At 42.4% G+C, this 26,559-nt stretch carries 21 protein-coding genes; 9 read left to right on the forward strand and 12 right to left on the reverse strand.

Going from position 1 to position 26,559, the window contains the following annotated elements; translation table 11 throughout:
• Nucleotides 1-158: 158 nt before the first annotated feature.
• Nucleotides 159-1,802: a hypothetical protein gene (locus ACXACS_RS09695; protein ID WP_474806120.1), complete on the forward strand. Its 1,644-nt coding sequence runs from the start codon at nt 159-161 to the stop codon at nt 1,800-1,802.
• A gap of 208 nt (nt 1,803-2,010) precedes the next feature.
• Here the strand turns inward: ACXACS_RS09695 and ACXACS_RS09700 are convergent, their stop codons facing one another.
• The 8 genes from ACXACS_RS09700 to ACXACS_RS09735 form a co-directional block, all read right to left on the reverse strand.
• Nucleotides 2,011-2,550 (reverse strand): hypothetical protein, encoded by a 540-nt coding sequence (locus ACXACS_RS09700; protein ID WP_474806121.1) that lies wholly within the window; start codon nt 2,548-2,550, stop codon nt 2,011-2,013.
• Between the two features lie 1,262 nt (nt 2,551-3,812).
• A complete protein-coding gene (locus ACXACS_RS09705; RefSeq protein WP_474806123.1) occupies nt 3,813-4,223 on the reverse strand; it encodes a hypothetical protein in 411 nt (136 codons plus the stop codon).
• Nucleotides 4,220-4,888: a hypothetical protein gene (locus ACXACS_RS09710; RefSeq protein WP_474806125.1), complete on the reverse strand. Its 669-nt coding sequence runs from the start codon at nt 4,886-4,888 to the stop codon at nt 4,220-4,222. Before ACXACS_RS09710 ends, ACXACS_RS09705 begins: the two co-directional genes overlap by 4 nt.
• An 11-nt stretch (nt 4,889-4,899) precedes the next feature.
• Nucleotides 4,900-6,618, reverse strand: a complete 1,719-nt coding sequence (locus ACXACS_RS09715; RefSeq protein WP_474806127.1) for a hypothetical protein — start codon at nt 6,616-6,618, stop codon at nt 4,900-4,902.
• 343 nt (nt 6,619-6,961) lie between these two features.
• Complete coding sequence (locus ACXACS_RS09720) at nt 6,962-7,816, reverse strand: alpha/beta fold hydrolase (RefSeq protein ID WP_474809243.1); 855 nt, start codon at nt 7,814-7,816, stop codon at nt 6,962-6,964.
• Nucleotides 7,817-7,956: 140 nt separating this feature from the next.
• Entirely contained in the window at nt 7,957-9,309 is a 1,353-nt protein-coding gene (locus ACXACS_RS09725) for a sensor histidine kinase (protein WP_474806129.1), read from the reverse strand.
• Entirely contained in the window at nt 9,306-10,835 is a 1,530-nt protein-coding gene (locus tag ACXACS_RS09730; RefSeq protein WP_474806130.1) for a DUF3369 domain-containing protein, read from the reverse strand. Before ACXACS_RS09730 ends, ACXACS_RS09725 begins: the two co-directional genes overlap by 4 nt.
• Nucleotides 10,836-11,078: 243 nt before the next feature.
• On the reverse strand, nt 11,079-12,581 hold the full coding sequence (locus ACXACS_RS09735) for a catalase (RefSeq protein WP_474806132.1): 1,503 nt from the start codon (nt 12,579-12,581) through the stop codon (nt 11,079-11,081).
• Nucleotides 12,582-12,809: 228 nt separating this feature from the next.
• Here ACXACS_RS09735 and ACXACS_RS09740 point away from each other — a divergent pair, with 228 nt between their 5' ends.
• Both ACXACS_RS09740 and ACXACS_RS09745 read left to right on the forward strand, forming a co-directional pair.
• A complete protein-coding gene (locus tag ACXACS_RS09740) occupies nt 12,810-13,481 on the forward strand; it encodes a nitroreductase (RefSeq protein WP_474806134.1) in 672 nt (223 codons plus the stop codon).
• 104 nt (nt 13,482-13,585) lie between these two features.
• Nucleotides 13,586-14,242, forward strand: coding sequence for an NADPH-dependent FMN reductase (locus tag ACXACS_RS09745; RefSeq protein ID WP_474806136.1), 657 nt, complete (start codon nt 13,586-13,588; stop codon nt 14,240-14,242).
• Between the two features lie 78 nt (nt 14,243-14,320).
• Here the strand turns inward: ACXACS_RS09745 and ACXACS_RS09750 are convergent, their stop codons facing one another.
• From ACXACS_RS09750 to ACXACS_RS09760, 3 genes are all read right to left on the reverse strand, one after another.
• On the reverse strand, nt 14,321-15,427 hold the full coding sequence (locus tag ACXACS_RS09750; protein WP_474806138.1) for an NADH:flavin oxidoreductase/NADH oxidase: 1,107 nt from the start codon (nt 15,425-15,427) through the stop codon (nt 14,321-14,323).
• Between the two features lie 99 nt (nt 15,428-15,526).
• The gene (locus ACXACS_RS09755; protein ID WP_269918120.1) at nt 15,527-16,681 is read right to left on the reverse strand and encodes an iron-containing alcohol dehydrogenase; all 1,155 of its coding nucleotides are present in this window, start codon (nt 16,679-16,681) and stop codon (nt 15,527-15,529) included.
• Nucleotides 16,682-16,695: 14 nt separating this feature from the next.
• Nucleotides 16,696-17,562 (reverse strand): type 1 glutamine amidotransferase domain-containing protein, encoded by an 867-nt coding sequence (locus tag ACXACS_RS09760; RefSeq protein WP_474806140.1) that lies wholly within the window; start codon nt 17,560-17,562, stop codon nt 16,696-16,698.
• Between the two features lie 109 nt (nt 17,563-17,671).
• Between ACXACS_RS09760 and ACXACS_RS09765 the strand changes: the two genes are divergently transcribed.
• Nucleotides 17,672-18,580, forward strand: coding sequence for a LysR family transcriptional regulator (locus tag ACXACS_RS09765; protein ID WP_474806142.1), 909 nt, complete (start codon nt 17,672-17,674; stop codon nt 18,578-18,580).
• Nucleotides 18,581-18,655: 75 nt separating this feature from the next.
• On the opposite strand, the gene ACXACS_RS09770 is transcribed toward ACXACS_RS09765, so the two are convergent.
• Nucleotides 18,656-19,060 carry a type 2 periplasmic-binding domain-containing protein gene (locus ACXACS_RS09770; RefSeq protein ID WP_474806144.1) on the reverse strand — a complete coding sequence of 135 codons (405 nt, stop codon included), beginning with the start codon at nt 19,058-19,060 and terminating at the stop codon, nt 18,656-18,658.
• A gap of 169 nt (nt 19,061-19,229) precedes the next feature.
• On the opposite strand from ACXACS_RS09770, the gene ACXACS_RS09775 reads away from it, so the two are divergent.
• From ACXACS_RS09775 to ACXACS_RS09795, 5 genes are all read left to right on the forward strand, one after another.
• Nucleotides 19,230-19,481 (forward strand): hypothetical protein, encoded by a 252-nt coding sequence (locus ACXACS_RS09775; RefSeq protein ID WP_474806145.1) that lies wholly within the window; start codon nt 19,230-19,232, stop codon nt 19,479-19,481.
• A 175-nt stretch (nt 19,482-19,656) separates the two neighbouring features.
• Nucleotides 19,657-20,487, forward strand: a complete 831-nt coding sequence (locus tag ACXACS_RS09780) for a methyl-accepting chemotaxis protein (protein ID WP_474806147.1) — start codon at nt 19,657-19,659, stop codon at nt 20,485-20,487.
• 417 nt (nt 20,488-20,904) lie between these two features.
• A complete protein-coding gene (locus ACXACS_RS09785) occupies nt 20,905-24,957 on the forward strand; it encodes an ExeM/NucH family extracellular endonuclease (protein WP_474809245.1) in 4,053 nt (1,350 codons plus the stop codon).
• Nucleotides 24,947-25,543: a PEP-CTERM sorting domain-containing protein gene (locus ACXACS_RS09790; RefSeq protein WP_474806149.1), complete on the forward strand. Its 597-nt coding sequence runs from the start codon at nt 24,947-24,949 to the stop codon at nt 25,541-25,543. Before ACXACS_RS09785 ends, ACXACS_RS09790 begins: the two co-directional genes overlap by 11 nt.
• 115 nt (nt 25,544-25,658) lie before the next feature.
• Nucleotides 25,659-26,546: a WYL domain-containing protein gene (locus ACXACS_RS09795; protein ID WP_269918113.1), complete on the forward strand. Its 888-nt coding sequence runs from the start codon at nt 25,659-25,661 to the stop codon at nt 26,544-26,546.
• Nucleotides 26,547-26,559: the final 13 nt, after the last annotated feature.

Below are 26,559 nucleotides of genomic sequence, written 5' to 3' on the forward strand. Positions count from 1 at the left end.
ATTTGTGTAATTTTATCGTAAGTAGAATATCGATAATCTAAATCTACAATTATAAGCTAGAGGCTATTTTTGACTCGCCTTTACGATTGAATTGTAATATTAGCTAACTACATTTTATTCTCGTTTTTAAATAGATTTATTAAAAAGAAGATTCTTCAGTGTCGACAAACTTGATAAAAGAGCAAATAAGAAACTTTCTAACTACCAGTAAACCAGAAGTATTAGCCATCAAAGGTCGGTGGGGTGTTGGCAAAACATACACATGGGACTCTCACATCGAAGAGTTCAAGAGTATTTGTGAATTGAAGTCATATTCGTATGTATCTCTTTTTGGTATTAACTCTATTGATGCTTTAAAGCAATCAACGTTTTTAAATACTGTTGACATTAATACCGTTGGAGAAAAGAAAAACACCAAAGCACACGCTAAGTTTTGGGCTGACAAACTCAAAAACTTGAAAATACCTGTTATTAGTAAATACATCAGCAGCGTTGGCGATGTGATTAGTTCTCTATCTCAACTAGCTTTGAAAGATACTATAATCTGCTTTGATGATCTTGAACGTCATAGTGATGGGTTAAAGATCAAAGATTTCATGGGTTTAGTGTCATATTTAAAAGAGAGGAGAAACTGTAAGATTATTCTTTTGCTTAATGAAGATTCAACAGACTCTAGCTTTAAGGACTATGTTAAATTCAAAGAGAAAATAGTTGATAAACAATTGCACTTCGAACCTACCGCAGGGCAAAGTTTTGATGCAATGTCTTCGGATGATTATGAATTCAAAAGCTATGTACGTGATTGTTGCGTAGGTCTAAACATAAAGAATAAAAGAGTCATAAGAAAGATTGTTAATCATGTGAAAGAGTTTTTATTGAAATTAGAGCCTTTTGATAATGATATAAAGCAACAAATCATTCACTCCACAGTTGTCTTCAGTTGGTGTTATTACTGCCATGGTGAGGATGAGGAACGCATTCCAGCCTTTGCCTTTGTTAATCGAAAGGGGTTGAGAAAGGCAGATGAAGAACAAGGCTGGGATGAAACGGTAAGCAAAAAATGGAATGACCTTCTGAATTCTTATAATTTTAGTCATGCGGATGAAATTGATTTTGCGGTTGCGGAGGGTATTGAACAAGGCTTTCTAGATGAGGAAAAGTTACTTCCATTGTGTGAGCAAAAGCAAAATGAACTAAATGTTCACAAAAGGAGCGCTAGTTGGGAAGAAGCCTGGAATATCTTTCATAATTCTTTTGATGCTAATGAGGATGAAGTTGCTATAGCAATTGAAAAGGGAATGAGGGATATCGCACCTACAGCCTCTTGCTCTCAATACAGCAGCGGTTTGAAAATATTGAGAGGAATCGGAAGAGATGAGGCAGCTGACAACCTGATTGAATATTTCATCGACAGTAGAAAAGAAACTCCTGAAGTCTTTGATATAGATAATTTTATTACTCATCCATTCGGAATTGAAGACGAAAAGTTTAAAGAGAGGCTAAGAAGCGCATACCGAGAACTAAAACCTAAGACTACAGTTCTAGAAGTGCTAAATTTGCGAAGAAAATCGAATTCTTACAATGATTCAGAAGTGGAGATACTCAATGAATTATCAGAAAAAGAGATATTTGATCTAATTATGAGTATCAAGGGTGAGGATTTAAATGACTTTGTTCGAGTCTTCATGCTTCTTGCGAGCAGCAGTGAAGAACTCAAAAGTAAAGTTAGAAATGTTTTAGAAAAGATTTCAAAGACCAGCAAGTTGAACGAACTCAGAATGGTAAAATTCTATAGAAAATAATTTTTTCACCGAAAAATCAGAAGTCCACTTTTGACTAATGACAGAAATTCAGTCTCACGAGCCTGAACGTCCGCTTGTCTGAAGCGGACTTGCGCAAAAGTTATGTCCAACGTCCGTTTAACGCTCATAACCGCCTGTTAGATGAAGCCTAAGCCTAATCATCGAAACTGTAAGAACAGATATGAGCCAATACAGCTAATATATTTTGCTAAAGCTGCTCGGAATAACCAGAGGGCTCGCTTTTTTCAGGCTCTCGAACTGCTTCTAGCTCGTTCAATCTCTCTTTTGCGTACAATATAGCTTTAGTCGAACCTTTCAAAGAAAAATACGATGCTCTAAATTTCCCGCTTCCTAAACCGTAGGCGATTCCAAAGCTATTGCTGCGAGCATATATGTCCATTACGCTGCTAGGGAATTGAAAAAAGTGGTTTTCATCGTCAAGTATGAAACATGATGCTTGAAATGGATGAATTCCACCGTCAGCACTTACCATTACTGGATATTTACCATCTTTTTCACAAGTAAGGTTCAGATTCACCATTGGGAAACACGTGCTAGTGAAACACATAGCTATGAGCGATTGACCGTCCGAAAGGGCTGTGTCAGCAAGTACGAAGGGCACCTCCTCAATTATCGTTTCTCTGACTTCCCAGTCGTTAAACGCACGGCTACTATTTTCGGCAGTAGAAGAATTAGATGCAAGTAATGAAAGTCCAGCTACAAAATATATAAAAGATTTAAATGTCACGACGCTCTCCATTTTGTCTTTACGCATGTATTAGAGACGATAACTAACAGGATAGTTAAAGGAACGATCCTTTTCTCGTGTTTAAATTCCGTTATTCTATACATAATTCCTTGTACTTTTATTGAAAATAGAACGTAACTTGGGAAGCTAGCAGCTTGTTACAGATAATTCGCAATAACACCCGTTTCCCTCTGAAAAAACATATTCGGTGTTTTCTTAGAAAATGAAAAAGATGAGCGCTTCGGCCCGACGTAGTCGCTAGTTCAAGTAGACGATGAGCGAATACCGTTGAAGGGGCGGCACATGTTAATCTGCTAATATACTGTAATCTAATGTAGTCGCATTCTTATCGTTTAATCTCTACTTAGCCTGAGGCATAGCCCATACAGCTTTTGCTTGTTTTGATAGATATTTTTGCCTCGAATTTAAATTATCTTGATTCCATTTTTAAAAAACAATAGCTTTTTGAACATGTACTTAGTGATTTAAAAGGCTGTCTTAATAGGAAGGGGGCTTTGGTTTCCCCTTTGTTAAACGATATTTAATAGCAGTTGCCAAAGGCATCGCATGTTGTCGACTTAGACCTAATTCCGTCACTGGAGCTGTGGAATGTTGTGCCATTCCCAAAAGTCGTGCTGTTCCAAGACTTTCCTGAGCTACTACTACCGTTTGTAATAGACATATCCCCCATACGCGTAGTGCTTTGATTCCAAGTAGTACCTGTGCTGCTAGTGCCATTGGAAAAACTTGAATTGCCTAATCGAGTAGTATTCTGACTCCAAGTTGTGCCAGTATTTGCATTGCTGCCATTAGTTATTGATGATGTACCAAAGTCATAAGTTGTATAGGAGTTTCCGCTCTGCGAATCATAGCAACTAGTTATTGAACCTGTTTTGTGCAATTAGCGCTAGCTAATGTGGATATTGAGGTAATCGCTAAAATTAAGAATACCTTCTTCATGGTGAAGTCCTTGTCAAGATTAAGTGTGAGTCTTCACTCAAAGTTATTCTTTATTCCTCTTTGATTCAAATTATTATGGCCTCCTACCACGCATCTTTAGTTAGATACTAATCTCCAGCTGCAGGATGACGGGGTTACAATAGGTAGAGGACACTCTCCGTCTAATCCCCCAGTACGCAATTCTTCCATTTATACTGGCGTAAGCGAATAGTAAAAGCTAAAGTAGCCACTCTGTCTAATTGATTAGGTCCCTGAACTTACTACGCTAAAACAATCGGTTCGCTATTTAGTCTTTCTTGGTCTTACCAAGATTCGTAGACGCTAGGTAAGGTTTGTCTTTTTTCTGCAATTCTGTTCAAAGTGTCCAATTCAATTTCAGTTAAAGGTTTACAGTAGTAAACTGGGCTCGACTCGGTGCACTTTCTTTTCTGGTTATTAGAAAACGTTATAATGTTGGTATTTTCATCAACCTGCAAAACAGATTTGGCCGTTTTTAGTACCATATCCCAATCTGATATTTGTACATACCCAGATTCGGAATAGCCACCAGGTATATCAAGACTATTGTAATAAAACTGCTCTAGTTCAGGTTTTGCAGCCTTAGAGGGGGGCGAATCGTTATCAGGAGATACGATTTTTATAGCAAGGATCAAAAGTAGACAATAAAGTACTATCCCCCAGAAGAATTTTATATCAGAGTTATTGTTACTCATAATGCTGTTTCTGAATTAGTAAATTCACAGAAATTTAACCCTAATTTGTAATTATCTGAACTAGGGTTTTGCCACATTATTTTGCCGTTTAATTTGTAGCCAATGTCTTCTCTAGTAGCCTTGCTTAAATTTATTTCATCATTCTTGGATAGGTAACAGTACTCATATTCGGGAGAGGAAAGGTCACGAGTTAAGTAGACATGACCAGTAACAATAAATTTATCATCTTCAATTCTTCGTTTTCTAAAAATTGTAAACTCTTCAGTAACGTCTCCCAATTCCCCAGGTGAAAATGCATTTATTGCATCTCGAACTTGGCCTAAACGTAATTCTGTCGAAACTTTCTCGTCTAGTAACTTTTCGTTAACACTCGCAATCCTTTCAAAAGTATCGTTCAATTTACTAAATTCATACGTCTGGTAGTCAATTGCGACCATATTTTCCAAGTCTTGAGTCCATAACCAAATACAAAACGAAAATGTTAGTATTACAGCTAAAATAATAGCCGTTAAACGAGCAGCTACGACTGAGAGGAGTTTCCACCTTTGTAACTTATTGTATTGTAGTGAGTCTTTAAATTTTTCTTCTATTCGTTCATTGTGCTTATCAATCGCAGAATAATTATGAACTATGTACTCTTTCGCTTGTTCTTCTTTTGTCTCCATTTCACCATACCTTAAGAGTTATTCTGTGCGACTGTACCCAATAATTCAGGATCATTTGTATACAATGGTATGTGTACTATTTCGCGCTTTATAACCTCTACCGGAACTTCTTTGATTGACACTTTTTCGACAGGTATTTCTTTTACTATCTCAACAGGAACCTGAGTTTCTACGGTCTTAGTAATGACTTTCGGTTCTTTGGCCTTATGACGAATAGCTATTGATGCTAAGCGGAGGGACGTTAACATCTTGTGATATAAAGATTTCCCTGAAGTTTTGTCTTCTCCAAAGCGAAGGGTTAGGCTACCTAAGGCTAAAATAATGCCGGTAAAGGCGACAATAAAAGCTATTGAGCCAAACCAAATGGTGGCTACAATTGCAACTGATTTTGGTTCTAGGTCAGCAGCAGAGTCCTTATTAAATACATACATTGCCATACGATATACTTGCTTATCGGCAACTTTAGAATTGATTTCGTTTCTTATTCTAAGAATACCTTCTGATAGAGTAGTGATTTCTTCTTTAAGTAAATTAGCTTTTTTGCTCTTATCTTCAAACGAGGCTAAAACACGTCTACGCTCTTTTTCGTTGTCTTCAATCTGGTTATTATATTCGTTTTGTAGAACATCCCTTTCTTTCCTAAGCAAGGCTGTTTGGTCAGAAATCTCTTTTTCAGTCGTGGCACTAATATTAGCAATCTCTTTGTTAATACTGGTTTGTCGTGTATTCAGTTGGGTCTTTAAGTCACTAAAGCGACGATTTATGTCATCTACTTCATTTTGAAGAGATTGATTTAGAGAAGATGCCTGCCCTCTAATTGATAAATTATTAATCAATTTAGTCGTTTCGTCGATACGACTTTGTTGCTCTCTTATCAACTCCTGATATTTTTTTTCGACGGCACTTTTAGTGAAAAAATTAGAAGCATCCAGAGCACCTCTATATTCTTTCTTCAAAGAGCTAAGGTTGGAAGTTTCCATTTCTAACTGTTTGTTTAGTTGATGCCTTTTGCTCTCAACATCGTTAGCTGAAGATGAACTTAGAGAGTCATAACGGTTATACAGCGCGGTAAGTTCACGCTGTTTATCTTCGTCAAGACGTTTCAAGTCTGTACGCAATTGCTCTCTTTGACTGACAAGGGCATCTAGCTGTATAGATTCACCACGCCCCCTAGTATCTCTTATGAGATTATCTAAATTTTCAATTCTTGAAAGATAATTATCAGCTAATTCATTCCGCCTTTGATTATGACGCTGCTCTATGGCCTCAAGGGTTAGAGATTCCAACTCCGTAACTTGACTCTCAAGCTCAGATTTACTTTCAACTAGATTTTGTAGTTCTCGTTTTTTTGCATCAACAACTAAATTCGTTCTTGCAAAATTGCGTTCAAATCCATTAAAGCCAGTCTCAAATGTGATAAATGCCACAAAAATCAAAGAGGTAATAAAAATAAGCTTCCAAAGTAGGCTTTTCGCAAAATAAAATGCTGTAGCTAACGGAATTTTTGTGAGCTCTACTACAGCTATCATGAAGAAGGGGAGTGCAGATAACAATGAACTCGGAGAAAGGAAACTAACCTCTTTACCTGTTGCAGCCTCAATCTCCATATTCGTTTCAAATAAAACTGTGATTGCAATAGCAATGCCTATCGCGCATGCGAAAACTTCAACAATCCACGCGAAACGATATAAAAATACACCTGCTTTTTTTTTAGCTTCTAAAGAGTCCAATTTCCTATCCTTGTTAAAATTGATTGTTGGTAAGACTGTCTGTTTTTGTGTTTGCAGTTAGAAAGTTTAACAAGCTTGGTAGCTGTTACTCAGATGGCGTAGAAGGAACAAATGGGGCGTTAGATAACCTCCATTTGCATTTTCAACTGTATATTAATCAGACAGTTACCAACCTGTAAAAGATCGTATTATACTTTTGTTTAGTGTTTTGTCTGTAATAATTTAATAGGTATTGCTAAATGAGTTTAATTTTTCAAATACCATACGGCTATCAATTGATTCTCGAAATATGATGCGTACAGTGCGCTAAATAAAGGTTCTTGACCAAATTACGCCAACGCACCTAATCTTCAATAAATCCAAACATCGACTCTAAAACCAATTCAGCACTCTCAATCTGCGGATAATGGCCTATATCAGCAAGTTCAACCACGTCAGCATTGGGTATAAGTTCCCTATATCTTTCTACCATATGCGCACCAGAAATGGGGTCTGCCATTCCAGCGGTTAGTCGAACCGGTACGTCGGCATTTTGAAGTGCACCTACCCAGCGCTCTCTGTATTGCTTGCGTTGTTTCATATAGTCCAAAAGCAAGTGCATGTATTTGTGACCATTGTTTTCAGTAATAAGCGCCCAAAAATCCTTAATATCTTGGTCTGAAGGGGGCGTATTTGGGCCAAAGATATTGTGCATACTTTTTCGAATGGCGTTTTTGCTTAAAAAAGGAATAAGCAGCCCGCCAATAGGGGAAAGCAGCAGCTTTTGAATGGGTAATGCTTGGTGGGTTTCAGGAAAAAGGCCGCCATTTAGCAAATGCAGCGACTGCATACGAAACGCAAGGTTATCGTCTAACTGACGGGCCATTAACTCCTGCGCAACAGTATCACCGTAATCGTGAGACAGAACGTGAGCATGCGTAATTTGAAGGTGCTCCATTACGGCTTCTATGACCGTGGCCTGTTCTTTTATTTTGTATTTTTTGGGCGCTTTGGTGCTAAAACCAAACCCCAACATATCGAGCGTGACGCAGTGAAATCTCTGAGTAAGTGCAGGCCATAATTTCATCCAGTCAAAGCTTGCGGTAGGATACCCATGAATTAACAACAACACAGGCCCTTCGCCTTGGGTCGTGTAGAAAATTTGCTGATCATCAACGTTTAGGAATTGGCCTGAGCTACGCCATTGTGAAAGTTGCATCACGAGAAGCCTTATTATGTTTTTACACTCAGCTTGCCCATTGTGAAGCTTTAGGTCTGTCGTAAGCGCGACATTTAACCTATGTCGCGCTTGTTACGTCAATTTAAACAAAACAAATGAGCGATAGGGCGGTAACTGCACTAACTCTCGACAGGTATACAAACCGTTACCCTGGTTCCTTCACCAGGCGACGATATTAAATCAATTTCGCCGTTAAACTTCTGTCGAACAAGATTGTATAAAATATTTAAGCCCAAACCGGTGCCGCCCTTATCACGAGCGGTTGTATAAAAGGGCTCAAACACCTTTTTATGAAATTCTTCAGGAATGCCTTTTCCGTTATCTTGAACGCTTACCACAACGCCCTTGTCGTTTTGGCTACAGCTAACGGCAACTTTATTCACCCCATTATTTACTGATGGGCCAAAAGCATGACGTTGCGCGTTCGATATCAAATTCGTAAGCAACTGGGCGATAATGCCAGGGCAGGTAGTGATAACTAAATCAGGTGTAACATCTATACTAAGCTCTATTTGCTCTTTGCGAAGCATTGGTTTTAATGGATTACAAACCCGCGGTATGTATTCATCCAGCGCGATTTCTTCAATTTCCAGCGATGTTTGGTCGGCAGAGGTTCGCTTAAAGTCTTGAACTAGGTTCGCGGCCCGCATCAGGCTTGTTTCAGCTAACGTTAACCCCTCAGTGCAAATCGCTTCAAAATCTTTAAAACCTTCTTCTGTTAGTTCACCATTTTCGAAATCTCGATAAATCTCTTTGAGTTCTTCTTTGCAGTTACTTACCGAGGTAAGCGCAATGCCTAACGGTGTATTAACTTCGTGTGCAATACCGGCAACAAGGTTACCCAGGGCAGCCATTTTTTCTGATTCAACAAGTTTTTCTTGCGCAGCCTCAAGTTCGGCAGTGCGATCTATGACTTTTTGCTCAAGATTCTGGTTAGCTTCTATAAGCTGTTGCTCATAGTCAGCCCGTTCGTTAGCGCTTACCGCTCGCCCGTAAAGATCGGCAAGCGAAGCCGCAAATACCATTTCATCGTCAAGCCATTCACGCGCCTTACCTTGGTGTTCACAGCAAATTATTCCTATCATCTTACCGCGGTGGCGAATAGGGACATCCAGCATAGAGCTTATGCCCAGAGGCGTAAGATATACTTCGGCAAATTCAAATGTCGCAACATCGGTGAGCGCGTCGTGAGCGGCGATTGTCCTACCTGAATCAAGCGCTTCAAAGTAATGCGGAAAATCCCTTCGAGTTAGCACTAAACTCTCGTTATCAAGATCATTGCCTTTGTCTATAAGCAATGTGCACTGCACTAGAGTTTGGTTTTCATCATATAACCAAATACCTGCTCGAGTAATTTCCAAGCCTTCACACACAGAGTTGATAATCAGTCTTGAGGCAACGTCTAATTCACCTTTATCAATGTCTGGGCTTTGGCTAACGCGTAGTAAAATTAACTCTAGGTTTTCTTTCATTCATCTTCGTCCGGTTCTGTGGCACGGATCTCCAGTATTCTATCGAAGTGCTCTAGCATTATATGGGTGATTAGCGGGTCGAATTGTTTACCCGCATTTTCTTGAAGGTAAGCTTTTACCTCATCAACGCTCCATGCAGGTTTGTAACACCGTTTAGAAAGCAGGGCATCTACCACGTCAACAATCGCCATAATACGCCCTTCAACGGGGATGTTGTCTCCGGCAAGCCCGTCAGGGTAGCCTTTACCGTCCCATCTTTCATGGTGTGTTTTGGCGATGATTGCACCCATCTTGGCAACAATGCGATCAGAGCCGGCAAGCAGTTCATAACCTTTCTGAGCGTGAGTTTTCATAATTTCCCACTCTTCAGGGTCAAGCTTTCCTGGCTTGTGTAGAATAGATTCTGGTATGCTGATTTTACCCACGTCGTGGAGGGCCGCAGAGTAGCGAATGGTATCTATAAACTCTCTGCTCATGTGCAGCTTTTCTGCTAGAAACTCTGTCATTAATATAACGCGTCTAACGTGGCCGCCGGTTTCCTTGCTACGCATTTCGATAGCGTCGCTAAGCACCATGATGAGTTCTTTCTGTGTTTTTTGTATATCTTCTTTTTGCGTGAGATTCTGGAAAATAACCGCTACATTGGATGCAAACATTTCCAGTGTTTTTCTTTGCATTGCATCTAAAGGTTGGTCTAACTTTACGTACAAAATATTGTGGCTGTCTTCACCTGTGGGGTAATAGCCGATAAATACGGTATCGCTTTGGTAGTGCGATTTATTCGCCAGTACCTGTTTAACCTCTTCTTCAATGTCTTCCGGTATACGCGTTGAGATACCCGGTTCACATAAACCAACAAGGTCTCCGCTTGCCCCCAATACGGTCATACTCGTATCGCCATACAAGTCGGTATGCTGGGTGGAAAGATATAACACTGAGTTACTTAAATTAAGAAGGGTGAGTGTCTGTTTCAAAACGGCAGTACCGAATTGAGCCAGCGACTGGCTTGCCAGTACAGAGGAAGATGATTTTAATACATCTTCCATACCACGCTTACCTTGCTCTATGGTTTGTATATCACGATAAGAGCGAATAGCGGTATAAACGCATGACTTTAACTTTAATGAAGAAAGCTCCGTCTTGGCTTTATAGTCATTGATGTCATACCGTCTAATAACATCCTCTTCAGGCGCTTGCCCGGGCTGGCCTGTTCGCAGTATTAGTCGAGTAACGTGGTTTTGTAGTTCGTTGCGAATAGCATCTACCAGTTTCAATCCAGCGTCGTCGGTTTCCATCACTACGTCAACAAACGCAAGCGCAATATCAGGGTTAGCTTTGAATAGCGCTAAACCTTCTTCGCCACTATGAGCAGATAAAAACTCTACGCCACGCTTCTCAAAATTGAATTTGCGCAGTGTGAGTTTGGTAACCTCATGAACGCCTTCTTCATCATCAATAATGGCAATTTTCCACGGCGCTAAACGCGGGGTATTTTGTTCAGTTTTGGACTTTTTGAATAACGACATACACAGTGCAGTTAACGATTAGATACCCTAAACGTAAGCCACAATTTTCATTCTCGCAAATCTGTGAATAAACTTTTGTTCTAAAGTTGAATGCCGTTGATTTATTAAGAAAAGTCGAATGCTGCATATGTAAGCAAGAGGGGAGATACGTTAAAAATTCGTCATGTTTAATAATTGAATTACCCAGTTGGTACCTGCAATAGATACCAACCAGGTAAGAGTGTTAAACAATAACAAGCTCGTTTAACTATCTTCGATAGGCGTGTTCTCTGTAATGGGTACAGTGTTTACGTCAGTATCTAGGCTTTCAACTGCGTTGCGAACACCTGCTGCGTAGTCTGGATGAACCTTTTCTAACACAGCGTACCAGCGTTCTTTTACGCTATCAGAGCATGGGCCCATTGCGGCAGCGTAATTTTTGTACAGTCGTTCCTTTTGATCGTCAGAGAACATTTCGTACAGCTTGCGCGGCTGCACGTAATCGACATCAACATCATCTTGATGATATCTGTCGGCATCGCCATCAATTCGAAGCGGCGGCTCTTTCACGGAAAAGTCTGCCACTGGCCCTTCATATTGATTGGGCTCATAGTAAGCGTCTGGGTTGCCAAAGTCGTTGGTAAAGAAGCGCATCGAACCGTCTTTGTGATAGTGATTCACTTTACTGTTTTTTGGTGCATTAGCAGGTAGAGCCTCGTAATGCGTGCCCAAGCGGTACCTGTGTGCATCAGCATATGAAAAAATACGTGCTTGAAGCATTTTGTCAGGGCTGAAACCAATACCAGGAACAACATTCGACGGGCTGAACGCTGCGTTTTCGATCATTTGAAAGTAGTTCTCTGGATTTTTGTTCATTTCCAGCTCACCGACTTCAATGAGCGGGTAGTCATCGTGCGGCCACACTTTAGTTAGGTCAAATGGGTTATAGCTTTGTTGACCTGCCTCTTCTTCAGGCATGGCCTGAATGTACATGGTCCACTTCGGAAATTTTCCTTCCTCAATAGCGTTATAAAGCTCTTCTTGATACTTTTCTCGAGTGCTGCCAATGATGTTCTCAGACGTTTCATTGGTGTAGTTTTTGATGCCCTGTTGGGTTTTGAAGTGGAATTTCACCCAGTGACGTTTGCCGTCTTTATTCCACATGCTAAAGGTGTGGCTGCCATAACCATTCATGTGCATTGGCGATACAGGAATACCACGGTCTGACATTAAAATAGTGACTTGGTGTACACTTTCTGGCTGTGCGGCCCAAAAGTCGAACATAGCTTCTGGCGAGCGTAGGTTCGTTTTCGGGTGACGTTTCTGGGTGCGAATGAAATCAGGAAATTTATATCCGTCGCGGATGAAGAAGATAGGCGTGTTGTTGCCTACCATATCCCAGTTACCTTGCTGGGTGTAAAATTTCAGGCTAAAGCCGCGTACATCACGCTCTGTATCAGCGGCACCAGATTCACCAGCTACTGTAGACCAGCGACTTAGGACTTCTGTTTGTTTACCTACTTCTGAGAACAAGTCGGCACATGTATAGTCGGTAATGTCATGTGTGACAGTGAATGTGCCTTGTGCCCCCCAGCCTTTTGCGTGTACCACGCGCTCTGGAATGCGTTCACGGTTTTGATGCGCCAACTTTTCAATAAGTTGATAATCTTGTAAGAGGGCGGGACCACGTTCTCCGGCCGTTTTAGTGGTTTCGTTACTTACTACAGGGGCGCCTGCCGACGTAGTTAATTGCGGTTTCTTAGCCATTATAAAACTCCTTTCATATGCTTTTTTTAAAGCCAAACGTCCATAAACATCATGTGTGATTGACTCATGATATGCTTTTGCTACGGGTTGCTTTATGAAAGGGTTTACAAACTTCTATATATATCTATAAAAATAATCAATCTTAATAAGCATGCCTGCCTATTGATGACATATCTTCTCGTGTTTACTCTAAATTAACAATTTCAATAACCGCGTTTAAGGAAGTGTATGAATTTTGCGGAGTTTGCAGCATCAAGAAAAAGTGTTCGAGGGTTTACTAAGCAGCCGGTAACTAAGGAAACAGTAGACGCCATTATTAACGCAGCGAAGTGGGCGCCGTCGTCATACAATACGCAAACGTGGAAAATCCATGCGGTGACTGGTGATGTGTTAGATAAAATTCGCGAGGGTAATACCAAAAACACATTGGAAGGTAAGCCCCACGTTCGAGACTTCCCTTACAAAGAAGATTACGAGGGTGTTCATCGTCAGCGCCAAATTGATGTGGCTATACAGCTCTTCGACGTAATGGGCATAGCGCGCGAAGACAAAGAAAAGCGCATGGATTGGATGATGCGTGGCTTTAGGCAGTTTGATGCACCGGTTTCATTGGTGCTGACGTATGATAAATCTTTAGAGCCTGCGGGCATAACGCAGTTTGGCTTAGGATCTTTAGCGTATGGTATCGTACTGGCAGCATGGGATTTAGGTCTAGGCTGCGTTATCAATGGCCAAGGTATTATGCAGTCTGAAGTAGTACATAAGTACGCTAATATCCCTGATGACGAAGCTATTATGATTTGTATTGCGCTAGGTTACCCAGACCCAGATTTCCCCGCAAATGATGTTCGCTCAACTCGTGCTGACAACGAAGAGTTTGTGACTTATCACGGGTTTTAGACTGTTAAGCTTATGCTTTGCTTTTTTGATATCGTAACGGTTGTGCCCTCCTTTAAGAAACACTAGGCTGGGCTACGCAATGCACTAACAAAGGAGCAAGTGAGGTGAAATTCTTAGTTTTTCTTGGCACCGTACGTGACAGCACGCCCCCTAGGCCAGCAAGGTTAGGCCATCGAGTCGCAAAAGCGATAATGAATTGGGCCCAAGACAATATGGCTGAACACGAGTTTGAGCTGATTGACCCTCTAGATTACAAAACCGGCGAAGTGTTCAAGCCTCATTTTGCGTACGCGCAAGGAAAAGCGCCCGAAGCGTTATCAACGCTGGCTGAAAAAATAGAATCTGCCGATGGGTATGTAATGGTAAGCCCTGAATATAACCACTCAATGAGCCCCGCGTTGGCGGATTTGCTTAATCACTTTGGTAGTTCTTTATATTCTTTCAAGCCCAGCGTTATTGCCACTTATTCAGCAGGGCAGTGGGGTGGAATGCGCGCGGCCGTTGGGATGCGAACCTTTCTGTCTGAGCTTGGGTGTCTGCCTGTTTCTGCGATGATCCACGTGCCGCATGCACAAGATGCGTTTGATGAGGAAGGTTGTGCAAGCAGTGAAAAAGAAGAAAGCTGGAAAGCTTATTTTGGAAGGGCGCTTAGCCAAATGCTCTGGTGGGCTGAAGCTACGTCAAATCACCGCCAGGAAAAAGATCCGTTTGAAACCTCAAAAGCTTTTAAAGCATCGCCAACTCAAAGGAACATTACATAATAGCAAAATAAGAGCAAATTAAGCGCAAACAAAAAAGGCAGCATAGCTTAAAGCCTCTGCTGCCTTTATTTCTACTTGCTACCTTTCATCTGATGGCGCGTAACGCTCCAACCAATGTGCGTAAGGCGCAGGCATAACCCATGATGGTTTTTCAACGCCTAACTGTTTAGCTGCATAGTACGTCCAATGTGGGTTGGTAAGGTGCATTCTGCCTACCATCACAACGTCAAGCTGTTGGTTTTCGATAGTCTCGTTAGCTAGCTCCGGTGTGTCTACACCCCAAGCCGTTGCAACAGGGATATCAGCTTCGTCTCGTACGCGTTTAGCGATAGGCGCTAAGAACGCGGGTCCCCAAGGAATATTGGCTTCGGGCGTATTGAAACCCACGCTAACACTTACAAAGTCAGCACCAATTTCTTTAAACTGTTTAATGAGTTCGATAGATTCGCTTAGTGTTTGCTCGTCTTCACCATCGTATTCGATAACGCCAAAACGCACTGTTAGCGGTAGGTTTTCTGGCCAAACTTCACGCACTGCGCTTAGTGTTTCAAGCAAGAAGCGTCCGCGACCTTGTGCGTCACCGCCGTATTCATCTGTACGCTTGTTCGCGTGTTTCGAGAAAAAGCTTTGAGCTAAATAACCGTGAGCAAAGTGAAGTTCTAGCCACTCATACCCAGCTTCAAGTGCACGCTCGGCGCCTTTAACAAAGTCGGCCTTAACGCGTTCAATGTCGGCTTTAGTCATTTCGGTAGGTGTTACCGGCAGGTGCGCGCCAAACGCTTCTGCAGAAGGAGCAATAGGCTGCCAACCATTTTCTTTACTTGGCTGTATGTGATCGTCGCCTTCCCAAGGACGGTTAGCGCTAGCTTTTCGTCCTGCATGAGCAATTTGAATACCTGCAACCGCGCCTTGACTTTTGATGCGCTCTGCGATGTTTTTAAGGCCACTAACGTGATCGTCTTTCCAAATGCCTAAGCAATTTGGCGTAATACGACCTTCCGGAGAAACCGCTGTAGCTTCAACGATTACTAGCCCTGCGCCACCACGGGCGAACGACTGATAGTTTGCTTCATGCCACTGGTTGGTAAAGCCGTCTTCTGCCGAATATTGGCACATAGGAGGTACAGCAATACGATTGCGAAGCGTGACGTCTTTTAGCGAAAACTGTTCAAATAGTGCAGTCATATTTCTCTCTAAATAGGATAAGAATAAAAAGTACCCAGACTATGCTGGGTACTTAAATGTTGAAAAAGCATATGCGCGTTGCGTCATATGCAACCAGGCTTATGCTGCGAGGGTTAAAATTTCGCGGGCTTTTGCCAGGTCGATATCGCCATGCTCACCAAGCGCTGTTAATCCGTTGCGCTCTAAGTTGTCGATAAGCCCATCAATTGCAGACTTTTCAATGTCGTAGTCTGATAGGCGGGTTTTTACCTGCATGGTTTCGAAAAAGTCTTGTACAGCCTTAATGGTCAAGTCGATGGCTTTTTCTTTGTCATCTTCTTGAATACCGAAGACGCGCTCGCCTAGCTGCAGTATTTTTTCCTGCTTCTTGTCGCGCTGCACGAACATAAGCGAAGGCAACACAATAGCTAACGTTGCGGCGTGATCTAAACCGTGTAAGGCCGTTAGTTCGTGGCCAATCATGTGAGTACCCCAGTCTTGTGGTACGCCTTTTCCAATAAGGCCATTAAGTGCCATAGTTGCTGACCACATCACATTTGCACGTACGTCGTAGTCTTCAGGTGTTGCTAGGGCCTTTGGACCTTCTTGGATTAAGGTTTGTAAAATACCTTCTGCAAAACGGTCTTGAAGCGGCGCATTCACTGGGTAAGTTAGGTACTGCTCGATTACGTGAACAAATGCATCAACTACACCGTTAGAAACTTGGCGAGGCGGTAGTGAATATGTGAATTCCGGGTCAAGTACAGCAAATACTGGCTGTACCGTTTCCGATGAAAACGCGCGCTTCTGTGAAGTTTCCTTTCTGTTTACTACCGAGTTGCCGTTACTCTCAGAGCCTGTTGCAGGCAGTGTAAGCACTGCGCCAATAGGTAGTGGATTTTCGAAAGATGCACCCTTGATTAATATATCCCATGGGTCTCCTTCAAAGTTTACTGCCGCTGCCACAAATTTTGCGCCGTCGATAACACTTCCGCCGCCTACAGCAAGAATGAAGTTAACGTCATTTTCACGGGCCACATTCACCGCTTTCATCAATGTTTCGAATTCTGGGTTTGGTTCGACGCCTTGAAATTCAATAACGTCAGCGCCTTCCAGGGCGGCATTTACTTTATCGTAAATACCATTTTTCTTAATTGAGCCGCCACCATACAGGAAGAGGACTTTTGCTTGTTCCGGCAAACGTGAAGACACTTCACTTAGTTGACCTTTGCCGAACAAAATTTCGGTTTGATTTTTAAATGTAAAATTAAGCATCGTGTTGCCTGCCCTTAATTAGTTTGTGAATTTAGCTGTTGTAATAGCTTCTCAGCTAGCAGTTCGTCAGAGAATGGGTTTTGGCCAGTAATAAGTTCACGGTCTACTACTACATTTGGCGCCCACATTTCTTTGTATTCCATATTTCCACCCGCTTGCGCCATGGCATCTGCTGGGTAGTATAATAGCTTTGCATCATCTAAGGTGCTTTCAAAATACTCTTCTTCTGGTGTAGAGAAGATTGTCATTTTGTAGCCTTCATAAATCCAATTGTCAGATGTGGCTTGCTCGTCTGTTTTCAATGCCAGCTCAAATGCCTTTGGGTTAGATTGCCCAGAAAGTAAGGCGATTGGACCATGGCAAATTGCGGCAGTGGGTTTTCCTTCATTATGAAAGTGAGACAAAATCTCGCCCACTTGAGGGTTGTTTGCTAAATCGATAAGCGGAGCATGCCCACCTGGGATAAATACACCCTCAAATTCATCGAGCCCTTGTGCAATAACTTCATTTAATGACAATGTGTCATTAATTCCATCTATTGATGCAACAAATGTTTGAATATCTCGCATTTGTGATTCGCCGCCATCAAAGTACTGTGGAATAACAGACTTTTTATCTACCGCTGGCGCATTGCCTTTAGGTGTTGCCAATACTAGCTTGTAGCCCGCATCTACCAAAGCCTTAGCTGGCACGCCAAACTCGTTGAGGTAGTAGCCGGTAGGTTCGGTTTTCCCTTCTGCAAGCTGCATTACATTTTCGCTTGAAAGTAGAACAAGCACTTCCCCTTTACTGGCTTTTGATGACTGAGCGTCTGCAGCATACGCCGACTGTGATAACCCAGCGATGATGGCAAGTGATAGAATTGATGATGATGTTTTCATGTGCATTTCCTGTCGCATTTGAAAGTGCTTGCATCTTAGAGTTATTGGTTTAAAAGCAGAAGTCAGATAAATTATGATGAGTCATCAAAAATCTGATGGGTGGAAAATCATGTCTTACCTAACACAGTTAAAAACCTTTGTAGAAGTTTATCGAAGCGGCAACATCACACGTGCAGCATCGCGGCTTCATATGTCGCAGCCTGCAGTGACTTCACATATTCAGGCAATGGAGCATATTGTCGGTAAAGAGTTGTTTGTACGCAAAGCTCGGGGCGTTGAACCTACCGCAATTGCCGATGATTTAGCGCTACAAGTAGCCAGTCACATAGATACACTAGAACAAAAAGTAGCATCTATTCGAAGTCGCGCATCTACCGACCACGGTACCTTGCACTTAGCCGGCCCAGCAGAGTATTTAAGCTTTGTAGCGGGCCCTGCGTTGGCCAATTTACTTCAAGCAGATAAAGTAAATTTAGTAATCCATACAGGTAATAAAAATAACACTTATCAACTGTTAGAAGACGACGTCGCTGAACTTGCCATCACCGCATCTGAGCCTACAGACGCCACGTATGAATATCAGATGTTGGACAAAGAGCGTTTAATTTTAGTGATGAACCGGGTTCAAGGTAAATTAATTGGCGATAAAGAGATTACGGCTTCATTATTGAATCAACACAAGGTAGTAAGCTATGACGAGCAACTACCGCTTATTCGCCGATATTTTTCAGAAGTGTTTAATGCACCATGCGAGTCACCTGTAGCCGCAATATGTCCAGATATTCGTGCGATAAGCAGCATTATTAAAGCAGGGATAGGCTATTCCGTGTTACCTGATTACCTATGTAAAGAAGCAATCGCTAAAGGTGAGCTTATTCCGCTTGGAAGGAGTGGGCCTGAAAACGAGATTTACTTGGTATGGAAGAAAGGTGCGCTGCGACATCCCAGAGTAGATTTTGCGAAAGACGTGATAATGGCATTTGCCAATATTAATTATCTAGCTAGTTACCCAGACTAACTTGGAAATACACAGTGCGACACGCAGAAATGTGTGTCGCACTGTGACTAAAATAAGCTTTTTAGAGGGGGCAGTTTAAAACGTGCCAACAACCTTTACTTGGTCGTCAACTTTGCTCTCATCGATAAATCCAATTGTATTTGGATTTGTCGCAACTAATTTCAACATTTCATCTTCCGATGCAATCATCTCAGGTGGTGTACCGCGACCAGTAAAAACTAGCTTCGACCAAAATGCAGAATATTGTGATTCCGATTTTCCTAACACACTGTTATTAAAAGCATCTCTCGCTGCATTGCCTTGCTCGAACGTGAGTGGAATGGCGCGGTTGCCATCTGGAAATGCTTTCACCTTTCCCAGGTAAATCTTTTTCACTGTGTCGATATCTATACCTGAATTGTTGTTAGCATTTACAATTACAGCAGTGCCCGCATAAAGTGGTGCCGATAAAATTAAAAACAGGGCTGCAATTATCTTCATTGGTATTACCTTTAGTCCTTTCTCTGTCAGCTAAATTGCTACGTTGATAAACTGCAGAGACATTATTGTGAAAGGGCACATCACCCTTTGAGAAGTATAACCAAGATTTGTAATTTGTCGCACTTCAACAAAAGGTGAAATTTCCAATTTAAGGAGAGACAAAAACGTTATGGCAAAACCCAATGCAAAAGGGCCGGTGAAAACCGTTCAGATCTTTTGCGCCAAATGTAGATTCCAACTACTTAAATACCGAAAAGGTGGCAAGGGAGCTTTGGTGAAATGCTTTAAAGAGCGGATTGTTGAAGACTACACTAATGAAGAGGGGATCTGCCCATCATGTAATGTTCAGTTTGCCAGAAATACAATGATTCGGGGAACTCCCGCGCTTAAAATAGTGGGCGGTAAAGTGCATATGAAGTGACATTTTGAGATTGTGACAAGGTTTCAAGAAAGGTGTCGTAACGCACAAATAAAGTCATTATTTTTGTTTTTGCGGAAATTTTTGAAAAATTAATCATTTGGGCAATTTGCACTGACACAAAAATTGCCTAGGTTTATAAAATAACTCGTGAGCCCGCTAGAACGAAAAGGCAAGCGTGTATGAAGCCACTGATAATATGTTGGCAAAATCAGAAGCGCTAAATACTACTGCAATGAGTTCTAAGGAGACCGTTTCGAAGCTTAGTCAAGAAACCGAATCCATCGACAACGCGATCACGTTGATGCAGCAAAACGCACAAAGTGTTTCTACTACTATAAGAAGCTCGAGTGACGCAGCTAGTGCTGCTGATACGGATACAAGAAACAGCGTGACCGTTTTGTCTGAAACTATCAAAGATATCCAATCGCAAGCGAATGACGTCGACGCATCAGTGCAAGTAATCAATGAACTAGCACAGGCCAGCGAGGAAATTAGTGGCGTTATGGAAGTCATTAGAAACATTGCAGAGCAAACCAATCTGCTTGCACTCAACGCGGCAATTGAAGCGGCCAGAGCAGGCGAACAGGGGCGTGGCTTCGCTGTGGTTGCAGATGAAGTGCGTTCACTAGCTAGTCGTACGCAGGCTTCAACGGAAGAGATCCGCATTATGATAGAAAGGCTACAGCAAGGAAGCCGTATTGCTTCTGAAAAAATGCAACTAAACAAAGAAACCGCGTTTAAGACCGTGGAAACCACTAAGCACGCAGGTGAGTCGCTAAACCAAGCGCTAGAGGCTGTCGCTAGAATCACTGCGCTGAACGAGGATGCCGCAAATTTGGCAGAAGGACAAACTTCAGTTGCTGCCGATGTAAACAGAGGGGTGAGCAGTATCCAGCAGGTAGGCCAAGCCAATACAGACTACGCTAAAGAGGTCGTTGATAATTGTGAAGCACTAGTGCAGCAAATAAAGACCATGCAAATGCAATTGCGCCGCTATCGGTTCTAAATTCCCGTTCGAGGGAAAAACCATTATTCAGTGAAAACGCTGTAAAAACTGTTTTCCTGCAAATCCGTAAGCGACAAAGAGGCATCATTAATCAAAGTAAGTCAGTGCGTCTAATGTCCATCACAGAACTAAAGAGTGCTTTATAGGTGCTCTTTTTTTGTGCATTTAAATTGTAACATGCGCAAGATTACAGCATGGAAATGTTTCAAAACTGAAACAACTTAGTAATGTTACAAATCAACTTTTCCTGTACCAAAGTTTAGTCGAGTTAATGAATAAGTAAACTTATTTTAAAGCTGTAACTTATTGATATATATAGCGTGTGACGTTTATATTATTATTTTTATTAAGTGCTTGCTGCGCATACGTATGTATAAGAATTTATACCTTCCTTATACAAATAAAGCGGAAAGCAAAATGGTTAATGAGGGTAACACACAAAAGTATAAGCTGAGTAAATCAGCGAAAGTTGTCAACGCGTTGTTGGCAGGGGCATTGTCACTGGGCGTAGTATCACTTAATGCATCGGCCGACACGGTTTGGCAGGAAGATTTTGAATCCAGTGAATTGCAAGGAAAGGGCGCAACTGGTTCTAATCCCGGTGGGGCCGTTCTAAGCCTTGAAGGCGTAGAGCGTTGGTCAATTGACGTTTCCGCAGGTGCATTAACTGCAACTTCAGATTGGTTTCGTGTAGAAAATGGCGCTATGCAAGCCCGCGATGTGGATGGCGAAGTGGTTTGGTTGAGTGAATCAATCGATATCGCTAGTGCCGGTGAAGTCACAATTAATGCAGCACTTTCTCAAAGTGGAACGTTTGAAGCGTCAGACTACATCGATATATTTTACTCACTGGATGGCGGCGCGTTTGAGCTTATAACACTTACCGAAGGGGCATCGAATACCGTAGAAGATGACTTTGATAGTGCTACGGTAAATGAGACAATTGGCAGCGGAAGCTCGTTAGTATTAAAAGTAGCTATGGCTAATAATGCTGGTACTGAATACCTGAATTTAGACAGTATTTCAGTGAGCGGCTCAGATGCCACCGATGGTGGTGACAACGGCGATGGCGGCGATAACCCCGATAACGGTGGTGAACCTTCGAACGAACTTCTTTTCTTAAGCGGTACTTGCTTTAACTGCCCAGATTTAGAAGCAATTAATTTAGCGAGTGATTTTGTAGCATCGGACTACTATGCCGCTTTAGATGCCGCTATTGCTAACGGCGATAGTGCACAAACACTGAAAGAAACAGCGCATAACATCATTGAAAATGGTCATCGCACACTTTCATATTCTGAGGTGTGGACTGCGCTTACCTATACCGATGAAGACCCTGCAGATACCGACAATGTTATCCTATTTTATAAAGGGATATCACAAGGTAAGTTTACCAACGGAAGCGGTAGCCAAAGCTCTAACCAAGAAAATTGGAACCGCGAACATGTTTGGGCAAAAAGCCACGGTTTTTCAAGTACAAGCTTAACTGCATACAGCGATATTCTTCATCTGCGTCCCACAGATATTTCGGTTAATAGCTCTCGTGGCAATTTAGATTTTGACTTCAGCGATAGCGCACTTGCCGAAGCGCCTGAAAACCGTGTTGATAGCGATTCTTTCGAGCCGCGCGATGCAGTGAAGGGTGACGTAGCTCGCTCTATGCTTTATATGGATGTGCGTTACGACGGTAACACCGCAGGTGATACCGAAGAAGATTTAGTATTGTTAAACCGCTTAACGTCTACCGACGAAGCTGCATTTGGTAAGCTTTGTGTGCTGCTTCAGTGGCACGAGAGCGATCCAGTCGATGAATTTGAGCGCCGCCGTAACGAGCGTGTGTTTGAATTCCAAGGGAACCGTAACCCGTTTATTGATAAGCCTGAACTTGCTTCACTTATTTATAACGACAGCTGCGACGGTACAGGTGGTGATACCGGCGGTGACACAGGTGGTGATACAGGTGGTGATACCGGCGGTGACACAGGTGGTGATACAGGTGGTGATACCGGTGGTGATACAGGCGGCGATACAGGTGGTGATATTGGGCCGTCAACCAATAGTGTTTACATTTCAGAGTATATTGAGGGTGGTAGCTTTAATAAAGCGATAGAGCTTTTCAATAGCTCGACTCAACCTGTGAGCTTGTCTGGCTACGAGTTAGTTTTACTTTCAAACGGTGATACTGCCGACGCTGACCGTAAAGTACTAACGCTTGAGGGCGAAATTCCTGCAGGTGGCGTAGCAACATTCGCTCACGCCGACGCTGATGCCTTACTTACAACTGGCTCTACACTCAGCAGTTTCGTAATGAACTTCAACGGCGACGATTACGTTGAGCTTGTCTACAACGGTCAAGTTGTAGATGCATTAGGTACTTTTGGCGTTAAGACTAATTGGGGTAAAGATGTCACGTTAGTACGTAAGAGTTCAGTGACAGGCGGAAACCCTAATCGAAACCCTGCTTTTACTCTTGATGAGTGGGATAGCTTTGCAAAAGATACGCTAAGTAATTTTGGTTCTCACAACGGTTCAGTAAGCGAGCCAACAGACCCAACAGATCCGACGGACCCTACAGACCCAACCGATCCAATTGCTGAAGTAGTACTTATCAGCGCAATTCAAGGCGACGGTGAAGAATCAGCGCTTGTCGGCACGGATGTGATTGTTGAAGCAGTAGTCACCAAAGTTGTACCTGCCATGAGCGGTTTCTTTGTTCAGGAAGAAGCAAGTGATTCAGACGATAACCCGGCAACTTCTGAAGGTTTGTTCGTTTACGCAGGCTCATTTAACCTGCCAGAAGCAGGGGATGCGGTGCGTTTGCAAGGTACAGTAGGCGAGCGCTTTGGTGTAACCCAATTAACCCTGTCTGCAGAACTCGAGGTTACGGGTGTAGGTAGTAATGTGCTTTACACACCTGTTGCTATGCCATTTAGCCTTGATACTGATTTAGAAGCACTAGAGGGCATGCATATTAGTTTTGAGCAAACCCTTAAAGTTTCTGATATCTACAATCTTGGACGTTATGGTCAGTTCAACGTGTCTTCAGAACGCTTATTCATTCCTACTAATCAGTTTGTAGCGGGTTCACAAGAAGCGTTGGCACTAGCCGAAATCAATGCACGAAATACCTTATTGGTTGATGACGGAGAAACATCACAGAATTTGGATGATATTCCTTTCCCTGTAGGTGGTTTATCGCACAACAACCCTCTACGTTTGGGCAACAGTATCGAAGCTTTGGAAGGTGTTTTACATTACGCCTTTGGTGCTTACAACCTTATTCCTGTTGGTGATATTCAAACCGTAGGCACTAACCCACGAATTGCTGCACCACAGCTCAATGCTATCGGTGATGTAAAAGTGGCTAGCTTTAATGTGCTTAACTACTTCAATGGCCCGGAATTCCCCACATCTCGTGGCGCAGATTCAGTTGCTGAATTCGAGCGTCAGAAAGCGAAAACCATTGCAGCTATTGTAGCTATGAATGCTGACGTACTTGGCCTTGTTGAAATTGAAAACGATGGTTACAGCAGTGAATCGGCGATTGCGACATTGGTTGACAGCGTTAACGCTGAACTCGGCAGCGATGAGTACAGCTATGTTGCATTAGAGTCTCAACTAGGCGGTGATGAAATTGCTGTAGGTATTATCTATAAACCAGCAGTAGTTTCGCTACAGGGTAACCCTGTGACTTCATCTGACGCGCCATTTGACTATGGCAACCGTCAACCTTTACTACAAAGTTTTAGCGTGAACAGTAATGGCGAAGACTTTACCCTAGCGATAAACCACTTTAAGTCAAAAGGAAGCTGTGGCAGTGCTACAGGCAATAATGCTGATTTAGGTGACGGTCAAGGCTGTTGGAACGAACTTCGTACCCAAGCAGCACAAGGCCTAATTTCTCTTGTTGAACAAAACAGTGATGTCTTGTCTGACCGCGTTGTCGTAATGGGTGATTTGAATGCCTATGCGAAAGAGGAACCTATCCTTGCGCTTGAAGAGGCTGGCTACAGCAACTTGGTTAACTTCTTTGATGGCGATAGTGCATATTCGTATAGCTTCGGCGGCGAAGTAGGTTACTTAGATCACGCTTTATCAAGCCCTTCATTAACTGAATATGTGGTAGATGCAACGGTATGGCACATTAATGCCGATGAACCTCGCGTGTTCGACTATAACGTTGAATATAAGACTGAAACCCAGCTTTCTAGTTACTACGGCGCTGATGCGTATCGCTCGTCAGATCACGACCCAGTAGTGGTAGTGCTTAACTTTCCAGAAGAAGTAACAGTTGGAGATTTTGATGGTGATAACGATGTGGATTACAACGATATCATTGCTTTCTATCAACTGTTTTTACAAGGGCAAGCGACGGGTGAAAACTACGATTTTAACGGCGACGGCCAGATTAGCTTCTTCGATATTCAGGCATTAATGGCGATGTGTACACGCGCTAACTGTGCAATTTAATTTTAGGAAAATAACAATGAAAAAATTCTTTTTACTATTAATGGCTGCCGCTACTTTCAATGCAAATGCAGCACTAATTTCGATTACAACAGATAAAGATACTTATAACGTTGGCGAGACAATTACGGCAACTGTGAGAGCTTCAAAGTTGTCAGAAAGTGGCGCTCAGACATATTTCTTCGGGTATGATATAGCTGTTTTTTTTGATTCGCTGTTTGTTAGTTTTGACCCAACTACGGTTACGGATCTAGGTGCTATTGGGGTGCCACTTTTTGGTCCCTCAAATGATAGTTCATCTAATTCAGCGTCATTAAGTAGCGCTACTTTTGGCCCTGTGGAGCTTTTTCAAGCTGGCAAAACTGAGGTAGACATTTTCTCCTTTGTTTTAGTGGCGTTAAGTAGCGGAACGGTAGACCTTTCATTTGCTAAAGCTGAATTATCAAATAACATTGGGTTTAACCTTCTCCTCGAGGCCCCCAGAGGCACTAGCTTCGAAATCGCTCAAGTACCCGCACCAGGCACCTTTGCGCTATCGCTTCTTGCGTTAGGCGGTATATTTTTCACTCGTAAGCGTGCGAAATCATAGACCTTAAATACTAAAAGTTTGAGCCCAGCCAAGTGCTGGGCTTTTTTATGTCTTTTGCTATTTACATGCGGCTTTAAATAAACCACACTGAATAAAAATACAATAAGTTCGCACCATGTTAGAAACCATTTCTTTTTCTCAACGCCAACGACTGGCGTATATTGATTTCTGCCTTTTGTTTAAAGGGGCTATTCATCGCCAAGATTTAATTAATCGTTTTGAAGTGGGTTTGTCGGCCGGCTCTCGTGACTTTACGCTGTATAAAGAACTCGCGCCCGATAACTTAATTTACGATCCAAGGGAAAAGCGTTATTTTCAAACAGAAAGCTTCGTTCCGGTTTTCGAACACGATGCAAAACGTACCTTGGTAAAGCTTGCCAACGATATATCAGACGGGTTCGATGCTATTGGCGATGTACACTTTCCGGTAGAAAGTGCGTCTTCGCTGAACGTACCTGATATTTTTGTGGTAGCGAAAGTAGTACAAGCCATAGTAAACAAAAAGGCGATGAGCGTTATTTACACGTCGCTGTCTAGCGGCAGTGGCGCACGTGAACTCGTGCCTCATAGTATTGTTGATAACGGTCAGCGCTGGCATGTGCGCGCCTTCGATAGAAAATCACAAAGTTTTCGCGATTTTGTGCTTACAAGAATTAGTAAGGTAACGGTTAAAACAGAACCTGAAACTCACGAATGCATTGAGCACGATGAAGAGTGGGGAAGGCTTATCTCACTTGAAATTGTGCCCCACCCGAAAAATATTAAATACTCTACAGCTATAGAGCTCGACTACGCTATGGAAGAGGGCGTATTGACTTTAGAAGTGCGCGCAGCTATGGCAGGGTATTTGTTAAGGCGTTGGAACGTTGACTGTACGAAGCATGCCAGTTTACGCACCGGTGAATACCAGCTTTGGCTTAGAAATCAGCAGAGCCTAGCAGACACTGATAACCTTGCCATTGCCCCAGGCTATGTAGGCGAGCAAGAGGCTTATACCGCTTAGAGACCGTTTATTT

It is taken from the genome of Alteromonas sp. AWM4_230 (assembly GCF_056158305.1).